We start from the raw sequence: 14206 nt of genomic DNA on the forward strand, positions 1-14206 counted from the left end.
CAGTAAGAAGAAATGGCACATAAAAAAGGTGTCGGTAGTTCTAAGAACGGCCGCGAATCACAGAGCAAGAGATTAGGCGTTAAGATATTTGGTGGCGAAGCTTGCAAGGCAGGTAACATCATCGTTCGTCAAAGAGGTACTGAATTCCATCCGGGTAACAACATCGGTATGGGTAAAGACCACACTCTTTTCGCCTTGGTAGACGGAACTGTACAGTTCAAAGTAGGTAGAGAAGACAGAAGATTCGTTTCTGTTATTCCTGCCGAAAATGCAGAAGCATAAGTTTCCGGACAAAAAATAAAGCGAAGGGATGCAATCTGTCTGATTGCATCCCTTTCTTTTTAAGCGCAAAAATAAGCAAGTTTCTTTTTTGTAATACTTTTGATTTGCACTATCTTTGCCCTCACAAATCCGGAATATCATAAAAACAAGTATAAGATATGCTTACCATTAAACAAATTACAGACAATACCGACGCGGTAATCCGCGGACTGGAGAAAAAGCACTTCAAAAACGCCAAAGAAACCATTGAGCAAGTGCTGGAAACCAACAACAAACGACGCAATACCCAAACAATCTTAGATAAGAACCTGTCGGAAGTCAATTCCCTGTCCAAATCTATCGGAATGCTGATGAAAGAGGGCAAGAAAGACGAGGCAGAGACTGCCAAAAACCGTGTAGCCGAATTGAAAGAAGCCAACAAGGCATTGCAGGAAGAAATGGACCAAGCTGCAACCGACCTGCAGAACCTGCTCTATACAATTCCCAATGTTCCTTACGACAGCGTACCCGAAGGTGTAGGCGCCGACGACAATGTGGTTGAAAAAATGGGCGGCATGGAAACCGAACTTCCCAAAGATGCGCTTCCACACTGGGAACTGGCCAAGAAATACGATCTGATAGACTTTGACCTGGGTGTTAAAATCACGGGTGCGGGCTTTCCTGTATATAAAGGAAAAGGCGCACAGCTCCAACGTGCGCTCATCAACTTCTTCCTGGACGAGGCACGCAAGTCGGGCTATACGGAAATAATGCCGCCGACAGTGGTCAATGCGGCTTCCGGTTACGGAACAGGCCAGTTGCCCGACAAAGAGAGTCAGATGTATCATTGCGAAGTGGACGATTTGTATCTGATTCCGACTGCCGAAGTTCCCGTAACGAATATCTATCGCGATGTAATCCTTGACGAGAAGCAGCTTCCTATCAAAAACTGCGCTTATACGCAATGTTTCCGTCGCGAAGCAGGCTCATACGGTAAAGACGTACGCGGCTTGAACCGTCTGCACGAATTCTCCAAAGTAGAATTGGTGCGCATCGACAAGCCGGAACATTCCAAAGAGTCTCACCAAGAGATGTTGGACCATGTGGAAGGATTGCTCCAGAAACTGGAACTGCCTTATCGCATCCTGCGTCTGTGTGGTGGCGACATGAGTTTTACAGCTGCCCTTTGCTTCGACTTCGAGGTGTACTCCGAAGCACAGAAACGCTGGCTGGAAGTAAGTTCGGTATCCAACTTCGACACTTATCAGGCCAACCGCCTGAAATGCCGCTACCGTACAGCGGAAAAGAAAACAGAGCTTTGCCATACACTGAACGGTTCTGCGCTGGCATTGCCGCGTATCGTAGCAGCGCTATTGGAAAACAACCAGACACCGGAAGGTATCCGCATTCCGAAAGCACTGGTTCCCTATACAGGATTTGAGATGATTGACTAAGGAAACATCATTTCCTCATTCAAAATAATAAAAGGTGCGTCAGAATATAAAATTCCTATTATTCTGACGCACCTTTCATACAGAGCAGAAGGCTGAAAGCCTTATATCTTACAGGAATGTGTGTCAAAACTAAAATCCCCATAATTGCCCCCTCACTCCTCAAGTCCCTCTTCCTTTAAAAGGTCATTCTCTATCCTCAAAACCCTTTCATCCCTTCCCTCTGACTCTTTTTTCCCCTGCACATTCTTTGTTATTAACAAATAACCCGTATCTTTGCATAATCTATCATTCTGAAAGAAATCGCGTAATTACACCAACAAAATTATAAGATAATGAATAAAATCATTAGCAAAGAACATTTCTCTGAAAAGGTCTTCAAATTAGTAATTGAAGCACCGTTAATTGCTAAATCGCGCAAGGCAGGACACTTTGTAATAGTACGTGTAGGCGAAAAAGGCGAGCGCATGCCGCTGACCATTGCCGCTGCCGACCCTGTAAAGGGAACTATCACTTTGGTTGTACAGGAAGTAGGTCTCTCATCTACCCGCTTGTGTGAGCTGAATGAAGGTGATTATATAACCGATGTTGTCGGTCCGCTGGGACAAGCCACCCATATCGAGAACTTCGGAACTGTTGTTTGCGCCGGTGGCGGTGTGGGTGTAGCCCCGATGCTTCCCATCGTGCAGGCATTGAAAGCTGCCGGTAACCGTGTGATTACAGTGCTGGCAGGACGCACCAAAGAGCTGATTATCCTTGAAAAAGAGATGCGCGAAAGCTCCGACGAGGTCATTATCATGACGGACGACGGTTCATACGGCCGTAAAGGTTTGGTTACGGAAGGTGTGGAAGATGTTATCAAACGCGAGAAAGTAGACAAATGCTTCTGTATCGGCCCGGCCATTATGATGAAATTCGTTTGTTTGCTGACGAAGAAATACGAAATACCCACCGATGTATCCTTGAATACCATCATGGTAGACGGAACCGGAATGTGCGGCGCCTGCCGTATCACCATCGGCGGTAAAACCAAATTTGTATGCGTAGACGGCCCGGAATTCGACGGTCACCAGGTAGATTTCGACGAAATGCTGAAACGCATGGGTGCATTCAAAAATATCGAACGCGAAGAAATGCATAAACTGGAAGAACCGCAAACTTGTCAGGCAACCGGCGAGAACACTCAGGCAGAAGATGAAAAAAACCGCAATGCCGCCTGGCGTCAAGAACTGCGCAAGTCCATGAAAGCCAAAGAGCGTACTGCCATTCCCCGCGTGGAAATGAACGAGTTGGATGCGGAATACCGTTCGCACAGCCGCAAGGAAGAAGTGAACCGGGGATTGACCGAGGAACAGGCCCTGACAGAAGCCAAACGTTGTTTGGACTGCGCCAATCCGGGGTGCATGGAGGGTTGCCCCGTAGGTATAGACATACCCCGTTTCATCAAGAATATAGAACGCGGCGAGTTTCTGGAAGCAGCCAAAACATTGAAAGAAACCAGCGCATTGCCCGCTGTCTGCGGTCGTGTGTGTCCGCAGGAAAAACAATGCGAATCCAAGTGTATCCATTTGAAGATGAACGAAAAGCCGGTTGCCATCGGTTATCTGGAACGCTTCGCCGCAGATTACGAGCGGGAAAGCGGACAAATCTCCGTGCCGGAAATCAAAGAAAAGAACGGCATTAAGATTGCTGTAATCGGTTCGGGACCCGCCGGTCTGTCTTTCGCCGGAGATATGGCGAAATATGGTTACGATGTTACCGTATTCGAGGCACTGCACGAAATCGGCGGCGTATTGAAATACGGTATCCCCGAGTTCCGTCTGCCCAACAAGATTGTGGATGTAGAAATCGAGAACCTTGCCCAAATGGGTGTGAAGTTTATCAAGGACTGCATCATCGGCAAGACATTAAGCGTAGAACAACTGGAAGAAGAAGGGTTCAAAGGCATATTCGTCGCTTCCGGTGCCGGACTGCCGAACTTTATGAACATCCCCGGTGAAAACTCCATCAATATCCTATCGTCCAACGAATACCTGACGCGCGTCAACCTGATGGACGCCGCCAGCGAGGATTCCGATACGCCTGTGCCTTTCGGTAAATGCGTAGCCGTTATCGGTGGCGGTAACACGGCTATGGACTCCGTCCGCACAGCCCGCCGCCTGGGCGCCGAACGCGCTATGATTATCTACCGCCGCTCGGAAGAAGAAATGCCCGCACGTATCGAGGAAGTGAAACATGCCAAGGAAGAAGGTGTGGAATTCCTGACACTCCACAACCCGATAGAATACATTGCCGACGAGCAAGGAAAAGTAAAACAGGTGGTTCTTCAGAAAATGGAACTGGGCGAACCCGATGCATCCGGACGCCGCAGTCCTGTCCCCATTCCGGGAGCTACCGAAACGATTGACATAGACCTTGCTATTGTCAGCGTGGGTGTATCGCCTAATCCGATTGTTCCGAGTTCTATCAAAGGACTTGAATTGGGGCGCAAAGGTACGATTGCCGTAAACGACAACATGCAGTCGTCCATACCGACCATTTATGCCGGTGGCGACATTGTCCGCGGCGGCGCTACCGTAATCCTTGCTATGGGCGACGGGCGGAAAGCTGCCGCAGCAATGAATGAACAACTGAAGAACTAAAGAAACTTCACCATAAAAAGAAAGAAAGCGTATCGCAATGAACGATACGCTTTCTTTTTCTTTCTATCTGATACAGAACTTATTTCACCACCTTGTTTGTCACCGGATCAGGAAAAATCACCGTCGGCTTAAACGTCTTGGCCTCTTCAAAGTCCATCAATGCATACGACATGATAATAACAATGTCATCCGGTTGAACCCTACGGGCTGCCGCGCCGTTCAAACAGATTTTGCCCGAACCGCGCTCGCCTTTAATAATGTAAGTTTCAAAACGTTCACCGTTATTATTGTCGGCAATATAAACCTTCTCGCCGGCAATCATGTTAGCGGCATCCATCAAATCCTCGTCAATCGTGATGCTCCCCATATAATTGAGGTTGGCTTCCGTAACACGGGCGCAATGGATTTTAGACTTCAACACTTCAATCATCATAAGATTGGCTTTTTTATGTTTATTATTCCTTATACTTGATATTGTCAATCAGGCGGACTTCTCCGCAGAACACCGTAATGCAACCCACGGCATACGAAGTATCTTCCCAATCGGCAATCTTCTGCAACGTGTTGCCGTCCACCAGTTCAAAGTATTCCAGACGCAGGCCGGGAGCGGCTGCAATGGCATCTTCCACAAACTTCTGTGTCTCAGCAACCGTATGCGAAGCCGCAAAGGTACGACTTTCAAATAAAGTCTGCGAAATTTTCAAAGCATTTTTGCGTTCCTCGTCAGACAAACGGGCATTGCGGCTACTCAGCGCCAAGCCGTCTTCCTCACGTACGATGGGACAACCTACAATCTCCAACGGATACTTCATCTGACGCACCATTTCACGGATAATGGCCAATTGCTGAAAGTCCTTTTCTCCGAAATAGGCGCGATCCGGCTGCACCGCATCAAACAACTTGCTCACAATCTGGCACACACCGTTAAAGTGTCCCGGACGAAAGGCTCCTTCCATTACCGTATCCAAAGGTGCGTAGCTGAATTGGCGCGTATCCGGTTCCGGATACATCTCCTCCACTGCCGGAGCAAAAACAAACGCAGCCCCACATTCTTCCAACAAACGACAATCAGCTTCCGGCGTACGGGGATATTTGATTAAATCATTTTGGTCATTAAACTGAGTAGGATTTACAAAAACACTTACTACAGCGGCATCATTCTCCGCCACACAACGTTTTACCAATGAAGCATGACCGGCATGCAAGGCCCCCATCGTAGGTACCAGACCGACCTTCTTACCCTGGGCTCTCATAGCCGAAAGTCCGGCCTGCAAGTCCTTGATAGTATGTACTATTTCCATTTTTATTGGTTATATAATAACTTAGTTGTTCGCAAAACGATGCAAAATAAGCTATTATTTACCACATAAAGAAGAAATATCATAAATTAATGCAAAAGTCATTCCATACCCAAAGCTATATCCAGTCCTTTTTATCACTGATATACAAATAGTTAACAATTCATAAGGAATTATAGATGAGCTCGTCTTGCTTTATTGCCCGATTTTTTTTATATCTTTGCAGAATAATTGAGAACATCGTTATTATGACAAAAGCGAACAAGGTTTTATTTATAACACAAGAAATTACCCCTTACGTTTCAGAATCCGAAATGTCCCTTGTTGGCAGAAACCTGCCGCAAGCAATCCAAGAAAAAGGCAGAGAAATCAGAACGTTTATGCCCAAATGGGGAAACATCAACGAGCGCAGAAACCAATTGCACGAAGTGATACGTCTCTCCGGCATGAACCTTATCATTGACGATACCGACCATCCGCTTATCATTAAAGTAGCTTCCATACAGTCTGCCCGCATGCAAGTTTACTTTATCGACAACGACGATTACTTTCAGAACCGCCTGCAAGTGGTTGATGAGAACGGCGTTGAATATGAAGACAACGATGCACGCGCTATTTTCTATGCACGCGGTGTATTGGAAACAGTCAAGAAACTGCGTTGGTGTCCGGACGTTATCCACTGCCACGGTTGGATGACTGCATTAGCACCGCTGTATATCAAGAAAGCGTATAAAGACGAACCGTCATTCAGAGATGCAAAAGTTGTCTTTTCACTTTATGACAATGACTTCAAGGAACCGTTCCATCCCGATTTTGCCAGCAAGCTTCTTCTGAAGGGTATCAGTAAGAAAGACGTTGCCGATTTGAAAGAGCCGGTGGACTATACAGCTCTCTGCAAACTGGCGGTGGACTATTCCGACGGTGTCATCCAGCAAAGCGAACACGTGAATGAAGAAGTGATAGCATATGCCCGCCAAATCGGCAAGCCTGTCTTAGGCTATCAATCTCCCGAAATCTTTGCAGATGCCTGCAACGACTTCTACGACCAGGTTTGGGGAGCAGAATAAAAATAAAGTATCAATACGAAGAATTATGAAAGTAAAATATTTAGGGATATTGCTTTTTGCAATTCTGGCTTTCTACGGATGCGATGACAATACCGGCACATTGGGCATGAGCATGTTACCTGATTCTGACGGTATTTCAGCCACAACTACGACTTTTGATGTCACCACCAAATCTCTCCTTGCAGAAAAAGTTTATGCCAAGACAAGTACGGGATATGTAGGTAAATTCACAGATCCTGCTCCCGAAGGTTTTGGAAGCTACGAAGCCAGCTTCCTGACTGAGCTGAACTGTACGGACGACTTCAAATTCCCCGCAGTATACGACCCGGAAAAGCATGTGGGAACAATGGCGGGTGATACCGTCGTTTCAGCACAGTTAACAATATACTACTCTTCATGGTTCGGAGATTCCTTAAATCCATGCAGAATGTCGGTATATGAGCTGGACAAAAGATTAGAAAACAAGCACTATACCGATATTAATCCGAAAGAATATTACGGAAATGAAACTGACAAGCCGCATTTTGAAGAAACCGGTTATTTTGAGTTGCACAAAGCATATACTGCTTATGACACCTCTGTTCCCGACTCTGTAAGAAATGCTACCGACTCTAATGGAAACAGTCTTTTTTATCCCAATGTAACTCTGCCTCTAAGCAAGCAGTTTGGAAATGAACTCCTGCAGTTGAACAGAGCCTACCAAAGAGGAGAAAACGATTTCTTCAAAAACTCGGAGAAGTTTATTGACAATGTATTGAAAGGAGTCTATATTAAGACGGATTACGGAGACGGAACAATTCTATACGTTGACCGTGTGGACCTGCAAATGCAATTCCGCTTTCATTACGTAGACAGTTTAGGAGTAAAGCTCACCAAAAAAGACGGTAAAGACTCTTTATATTATAGTACGGCAACAGTGTTTGCCTCCACCAAAGAAGTTATTCAAGCCAATAAGTTTGAAAGCTCCGAGGAATTAATCAAGAAAGCGAATGAAACCGGTTGGAGTTATCTCAAATCGCCTGCAGGTATTTTTACAGAGGCAACCTTGCCCTATGATAAAATACATGAAGAGTTGTCAAACGACACACTGAATGCTGTCAAGCTGACTTTCACAAACTATAATCAGGAAAGTAACAAGTATAAATTCAGCATGAGTGCACCGGAAACCGTACTGTTGCTGCGTAAAAAAGACATGGACTCTTTCTTTGTCAACAATGAGCTTGCAAACAATGTAACCTCTTTTGTCGCAACTCACAACAGTATCGAAACCAACCAATACACCTTTATGAATATAGCCCGTCTGGTTTCTGCTTGCATCAATGAAAAAAAGACCGCCAAACAGAAAGCCAAAGAAGCGGCAGGTACATCGTGGAATGAAACTGCATGGGAAACAGAATGGAGCGAAGGCGAAGGAAAGGATTGGGATAAAGTAGTAATAATCCCCGTAGTTGTGACCTACGATACAAACAGCACTACTCCTTCCATAATTGGTATTCAGCATGACTTGAAGCCTACGTATGCCAAGCTGAAAGGTGGAGACCCGGAACAGGGTGGAACCAAATTGCAAATAGAGGTTACATATACTTCTTTCAATAAGTAAAAAAAGCAGGAACTTAGATTCTATATCTTTATACACAAAAATCTTCATTTATAAAAACCGAAGTTTAGTTTTTATAAATGAAGATTTTGGTTTATAGTTTACTTTAAAGAAAGAGAAGGTTCTGACATAAGCAGAATAGAATTAATCCAAGCTACAAAAAAAGTCCTCCATACTCTCAAATAAAGCATGGAGGACTAACATTATCTAAAGCCAGATAGTGCTATTTGGCAGACTTGGCAGCAGGCTTCTTTGCCGTAACTTTCTTTGCAGTAGACTTTGTAGCAGGCTTAGAAGCATCTTTCGGTTCTTTTTTCTTCTCAGCGGCTTTTTCCTTTTCCAACTTTTTCTGCGCTTTTTCCAACTCTTTATGAAGTTCTTCTATTTCATCCCCCTGATTCTTGATTGTAGTAAGCAAAGCATTCAGCTCCTCGTTATCAATATCCACCGGATAAAGAGAATCAACACGCTTGATAAAGTCTCCCAAAATATTCATATAGTTGGTGAAAGCATCATACGGTGATTCATAGATACCGCGGTTCAACCCTACTCCACTATTCTTGGTCGTCATAAAGCGGAAGTTGTTGCTGGCCTGCAAATAATCCCAATCCTGCTTGATGCGGCGGTCATCACAGATATGTACATGCTCGGCCACACTATACAGTTTATTGAAAGCCTCACGCTGCATTACATTACCCAACCAGCAACTTGTATCTCTTTCTTCATCCACCCACGACATAGGATAAGGTACATCCAATTGTGAAACGGATTTCAACTTGGTAACAATTTCGGTAGGAGTTGAGAAAGTAATGCCTTTTTCCTTAGCACATGCAGGCAATGCCTTCAGGAATTCCAGAATATTGGAGGATAAAGGCTGTGACATCCCTAATGAACAAAGCTCCATAAATATGTTGATAACCTGCTCCTCTTGCGGGAATGCATCGATCCAACTGATATACTTATCGGCAAACAACGGATATTCGTTCCACTCGGAATTCGAGAAACGCAAACTAATATCATCCGACAGTTTAAAATCGCGCAACAGCAACTTTAAGTTCGGATTCATATTACAATGGTACACATAGTGCGGACTCTTCCAGCCAAGCACATGTTTTGCCCCTTCAGTCAGCATTCCCTTAAAACCCATACTTGCCACCATGGCACCAATTTCGTCATTGTAAATCAGACTGGAGTTACGGAACACCTTGGGCGCTTTGCCAAACATTTGTTTCATTTTAGCACTCTGACGCATCACCTCTTCCTTGAAGCAATCTTCATTAGCTAAAGAAGAAAGTCCATGAGAGTACGGTTCAGCCAAGAACTCACAGCATCCCGTATCATTGAGCTGGTGCAACAGGTCGATTACAGCAGGTGCATGGATTTCCAGTTGCTCCAATGCCACACCTGAGATGGATAAAGCCACTTTAAACGCACCACCCGAATCCTTCACCATTCCAATAAGCGTATTCAGTGCAGGAATATACGAACGTTCGGCAACTTCATTAATACTTGTTTCATTGGCATAATCATCATAGTAGTAATGGTTTGTACCAATATCAAAGAAACGATAACGTTTCAGATGTATAATTTGATGTATCTCAAAATAAAGACAGATAGTTCTCATTAGTATTTGTTGTTTTATTATTTACCATAGTTTCTTAACACATCCTCGTAAAGAGCACGGATTCTCAAGCCCACCTTTTCCCAGGTAATTCCGTCCACTTCTTTCTTTCCTTCTTCCTGAAGATAATGGAATAAAGACGGATTCATACAGATGGAATAAATGGCATCCGCCATAGCATGAATATCCCAATAATCGGTCTTAATTACCTTATCGAGGATTTCACCACATCCGGACTGCTTGGAAATGATAGAGGGAGTTCCGCACTGCATGGCTTCCAACGGGGCGATACCGAAAGGCTCGGAAACGGAAGGCATAACGAATACATCACTATTCTTATAAACTTCGTACACTTGCTTACCTTTCATAAAGCCGGGAAAATGGAAACGGTCTGCAATGCCACGTTCGGCAGCCATATTAATCATGGCATTCAGCATATCACCCGAACCGGCCATCACAAAGCGGATGTTGCGGGTACGTTGCAACACCAGTGCAGCAGCTTCCACAAAATATTCCGGACCTTTCTGCATAGTGATACGTCCGAGGAAAGTCACGACCTTCTCTTTCGAATGTTCAGGACGCGGAATATCCTGGTATTCTTGCGAAAGCGGGTACACCGCATTATGCATGGCAAATACCTTTCTCGGATCTTGATGATACTCGTTGATAACAGTACGACGGGTAAGTTCCGACACACACATAATGCAGTCGGCATAATCCATTCCGTTTTTTTCCATGGAATAGACCGTGGGGTTAACTTTACCCCGCGAACGGTCAAAATCTGTTGCATGCACATGGATACAGAGCGGTTTGCCACTCACCATCTTCGCATGTACACCAGCCGGATATGTCAGCCAATCGTGCGCATGAATAATGTCGAATTCCTGTTGACGTGCCACAACTCCGGCTATAATCGAGAAGTTATTGATTTCTTCGTGCAAATTTCCGGGATAACCGCCGGCAAAGTCCATACAGCCAAGATCATTGACGTGCATATAGGAGAAATCCGAGTAAATATGGTCGCGCAAAGCATAATATTGCTCCGGACTCATTGTCGACAAACGAGACTTCAAATAATCGTAATCAACATCACGCCACACGATAGGCACCTGGTTCATACCGATTATATTCAAGAATTTCTCTTCTTCACCTGTAGGCTTAGGCATACAGAAAGTAGTCTCCACATCTCCCTGCTGACTCAAACCCTTCGTGATTCCGTATGATGCAACTGCAAGGCCACCATATATTTTGGGAGGAAATTCCCAACCAAACATTAAAACTTTCATCTTCGTTCCTCCTCCTATAAATTATACTTAGACAACAATTTCAAGATACGCAGAATCTCCGCCACATTCATGGCGAACGATACCGCGCCTCTTCCTTTAAACGGCGGGTTTCCATCGAATAACTCGGGCAGAGAACCTATGCAATGGCTCGTCATCTCATCTTCAAAACCGATCAGATACCGCTCTACAAACGAAATACCACTCATCTTATATATACGCAGGTACGCTTCCATATAAAAGCCCATAAGCCACGGCCAGGCTGTGCCTTGGTGGTATGCGTAATCTCTCTGAATCTGAGGACCGACATAATTGGGATTATATCCCCCACTTTTAGGACTCAATGTACGCAGACCTTTCGGAGTCAGCAATTCTTTTGTCACAATATCAAGTACCTGCTTCTTCTGTGCCCTATCCAATGGAGAATAGTCAAAAGCAACAGCAAATATCATATTGGGACGAACGCTCCAATCCATCATATAACCGTCTACATAATCAAACAGATAACCGTATTCATTACGAAAAACTTCCACAAACGATTTTCCTGTTATTTCTGCCTGAGCATCCAATTTGTCTGCAAGAATGTCATTTCCACCCTCACGCACAATGTCTGAAACAAAACGCAATGCATTATACCACAGCGAATTCACCTCAACAATATATCCGGTGCGAGGGATTACAGGATGCCCGTTAACCGTAGAGTTCATCCAGGTAACTGCCTTTTCCTTGCCATTTGCGTAAAGCAAACCGTTTTCATGCAAGAAAAGATTATCATGCTTACGAGCGCAGATATAATTCATAATATCCTCCAATAACCTGCCGTATTTCAAACGGCATTGTTCGCGCGATGTATCCTTGGCATACTGCTGTAAAGCCCATACTGCCCATAAAAGCACGTCAGGATGTTCCATCTCATATATTTTATAACCAACCGGTTTATCCTCAATGAAAGCATAGATAGCCTTTTCCGCCGTTCTCATAACATCCTCGAATTCATCTTGTTCGTCCACGGCCAAAGTTAAGCCCGGTAAAGAGATAAACAAGTCGCGCGCACGGCATTTAAACCAGGGATAGCCTGCAAGTACATAATGTTCTTCTCCTTGTTTATTGTGGAACTGGTGAGCCGAATTTTTCAAACAGTGATAAAAGCTGTCACGCGGAGTACGGTCTTCTGCCTCAGCCTCAAAAGTCTGCTTTAGCTTACGCGGTGAAATTTCGGAGATACCCGCAGAGAAAACGATACTTTCACCCTTCTTTATATCTACTTCAAAATAACCGGGTACATACAGGTCTTCATTAAAATCGTAACCGCGTTCCTGTTCTTTCGGGTATTCAATGCCACGATACCAATCCGGCTGATAATGAAATTCGTTTTTTTTGTTCAACTGCATATAAAGTTCCGGATAGCCGGGATACATACAGGTTTTAATACCGTTTTCCACCGGTTGGTAATCACGGCTTGCCTGTGCATTTTCGTGCGTGTATTCGCGTACGCTGCGGAATGCCAAAAAGGGACGGAACCGAAGTGTTGTTGCCGAATGGGCATCGACCAAGGTGTAACGAATCAGTATCCGGTTCTCATGATGTACAAAAATTTTCTCTTTGCGGAGAATAACGCCTCCCACACGGTAAGTAGTTGCCGGGATATGCTCGCAATCAAACTCACGGATATACTTATGTCCGTTCGGACTAAAATTATTTCCCTGATACTTGTGCAATCCCAAGTTAAACTCTGCACCGTGCTGAATCACTGTTTCATCCAAAGAAGACAGCAGCACATGGTTTTCATCATCCAGGTTGGGAACGGGAATTACCAACAAGCCGTGATATTTGCGTGTGTTACAATCTACAATCGTTGTACAATGATAGGCTCCTGATTTGTTAGTCCGAAGTATCTCCCTTGGCAAAGATTCTTGCAGATTAACCATCAAGGTCTTGTCAAATCGTAAATAACTCATAGTTGTGCATTATTTAAAGGTTAATTATTTCAGGTATATGCGCTACAAAGCTTGTAGCAATGCCCAAAAATACGAATTAAAGCCTACACGCAAAATAAAAAGTCTTTTTTTTTTCGCTTTTCAAGCAAATAATCCAAAGCATTGTACGAAAATGATAAATCCCTGTACAATATAGGAAGCATGACGGGCTACAAATAGTTCTGGCGATGGTATACCACTATTTTTATTTATTCGCTTCATCCACGCTTGGATTCTTAGAAGCAGGGATAGACCGGGAATTTCAACACACGGCAAGTTGCCCTATGATGCCTTTCAATATCTTTCTTTATGGAAAGCTGTTACAATTCCTTCTACACAGGAAAAAGAAAAGAAGAACTAATGACGGAAGCTGTCCAACAGCAATGAAATATTTGCCATAAACAAACGCACTGAAATTGCTAACAGGATAATGCCAAAAAATTTACGGATAATATAAATGCCGCCTTTACCCAAAAAACGTTCTACCCTCCCGGTCATGCTGACAACAAAATATACCCATATCATATTCAAGACTAATGCAATGATAATATTGATACTGGCATATTCTGCACGCAAAGAGAGTAAAGTTGTAAAGGCTCCCGCTCCTGCCAATAGCGGAAAGACCAGCGGAACCAGCGTTGCTTCTTTAATCGGCCCCTGGTTTTTAAAGATTTCAATATCAAGAATCATTTCCAGCGACATCAGAAAAATAACAAACGCACCGGCCACCGCAAATGACTCAATGTCCACATGAAACAATTTCAGCATCATATCACCCGCATAAAAGAAACCTATCAGCAAGGCAAACGATATTAATGTAGCTTTCAGCGCATTTACATCTTTCCCCTTTTCTTTCAAATTGATAATAATAGGAATAGAGCCTATAATATCTATCACGGCAAACAGCACGATAAAAGCACTTGTCATCTGCTGCCAATTAAATGCTGAAAACATATGTCCCTCCTTTTTTCTACAAAAATAATCTATTTTTATGTATTTCGCAATATTTC

11 protein-coding genes are annotated in these 14206 nt (G+C 44.1%); 5 read left to right on the top strand and 6 right to left on the bottom strand.

The genetic code is table 11. The annotated features are described in order from the left end of the window. Nucleotides 1–12: 12 nt before the first annotated feature. The 3 genes from rpmA (at nucleotide 13) to AB5903_RS06235 (ending at nucleotide 4354) form a co-directional block, all read left to right on the top strand. Complete coding sequence (gene rpmA, locus AB5903_RS06225; RefSeq protein WP_005657898.1) at nucleotides 13–282, top strand: 50S ribosomal protein L27; 270 nt, start codon at nucleotides 13–15, stop codon at nucleotides 280–282. 158 nt (nucleotides 283–440) lie between these two features. Next, nucleotides 441–1715, top strand: coding sequence for a serine--tRNA ligase (serS, locus tag AB5903_RS06230; protein WP_368117691.1), 1275 nt, complete (start codon nucleotides 441–443; stop codon nucleotides 1713–1715). A 332-nt stretch (nucleotides 1716–2047) separates the two neighbouring features. After that, nucleotides 2048–4354 (top strand): bifunctional dihydroorotate dehydrogenase B NAD binding subunit/NADPH-dependent glutamate synthase, encoded by a 2307-nt coding sequence (locus AB5903_RS06235; RefSeq protein WP_005657902.1) that lies wholly within the window; start codon nucleotides 2048–2050, stop codon nucleotides 4352–4354. Between the two features lie 79 nt (nucleotides 4355–4433). On the opposite strand, the gene panD is transcribed toward AB5903_RS06235, so the two are convergent. Together panD and panC are read right to left on the bottom strand one after the other, a co-directional pair. Continuing rightward, nucleotides 4434–4787: an aspartate 1-decarboxylase gene (gene panD, locus AB5903_RS06240; protein WP_005657904.1), complete on the bottom strand. Its 354-nt coding sequence runs from the start codon at nucleotides 4785–4787 to the stop codon at nucleotides 4434–4436. A 22-nt stretch (nucleotides 4788–4809) separates the two neighbouring features. Then, nucleotides 4810–5655 (bottom strand): pantoate--beta-alanine ligase, encoded by an 846-nt coding sequence (gene panC / locus AB5903_RS06245; protein WP_005657906.1) that lies wholly within the window; start codon nucleotides 5653–5655, stop codon nucleotides 4810–4812. A 245-nt stretch (nucleotides 5656–5900) separates the two neighbouring features. Here panC and AB5903_RS06250 point away from each other — a divergent pair, with 245 nt between their 5' ends. Further along, entirely contained in the window at nucleotides 5901–6719 is an 819-nt protein-coding gene (locus AB5903_RS06250) for a glycogen/starch synthase (RefSeq protein WP_005657908.1), read from the top strand. Between the two features lie 25 nt (nucleotides 6720–6744). After that, a complete protein-coding gene (locus AB5903_RS06255) occupies nucleotides 6745–8319 on the top strand; it encodes a DUF4270 domain-containing protein (RefSeq protein ID WP_005657910.1) in 1575 nt (524 codons plus the stop codon). A 220-nt stretch (nucleotides 8320–8539) separates the two neighbouring features. On the opposite strand, the gene AB5903_RS06260 is transcribed toward AB5903_RS06255, so the two are convergent. From AB5903_RS06260 to AB5903_RS06275, 4 genes are all read right to left on the bottom strand, one after another. After that, the gene (locus AB5903_RS06260) at nucleotides 8540–9940 is read right to left on the bottom strand and encodes a glycoside hydrolase family 57 protein (RefSeq protein WP_368117692.1); all 1401 of its coding nucleotides are present in this window, start codon (nucleotides 9938–9940) and stop codon (nucleotides 8540–8542) included. Nucleotides 9941–9957: 17 nt separating this feature from the next. Beyond that, on the bottom strand, nucleotides 9958–11223 hold the full coding sequence (locus AB5903_RS06265) for a glycosyltransferase family 4 protein (RefSeq protein ID WP_005657914.1): 1266 nt from the start codon (nucleotides 11221–11223) through the stop codon (nucleotides 9958–9960). A 14-nt stretch (nucleotides 11224–11237) separates the two neighbouring features. Beyond that, complete coding sequence (locus AB5903_RS06270; RefSeq protein WP_005657916.1) at nucleotides 11238–13178, bottom strand: glycogen debranching enzyme N-terminal domain-containing protein; 1941 nt, start codon at nucleotides 13176–13178, stop codon at nucleotides 11238–11240. 375 nt (nucleotides 13179–13553) lie between these two features. Next, the gene (locus AB5903_RS06275) at nucleotides 13554–14150 is read right to left on the bottom strand and encodes a MarC family protein (RefSeq protein WP_005657918.1); all 597 of its coding nucleotides are present in this window, start codon (nucleotides 14148–14150) and stop codon (nucleotides 13554–13556) included. Between the last annotated feature and the right edge of the window lie 56 nt (nucleotides 14151–14206).

The organism is Bacteroides sp. 2201st1_D9_2201SCRN_220225 (assembly GCF_040928965.1).
Taxonomy (GTDB): domain Bacteria; phylum Bacteroidota; class Bacteroidia; order Bacteroidales; family Bacteroidaceae; genus Bacteroides; species Bacteroides stercoris.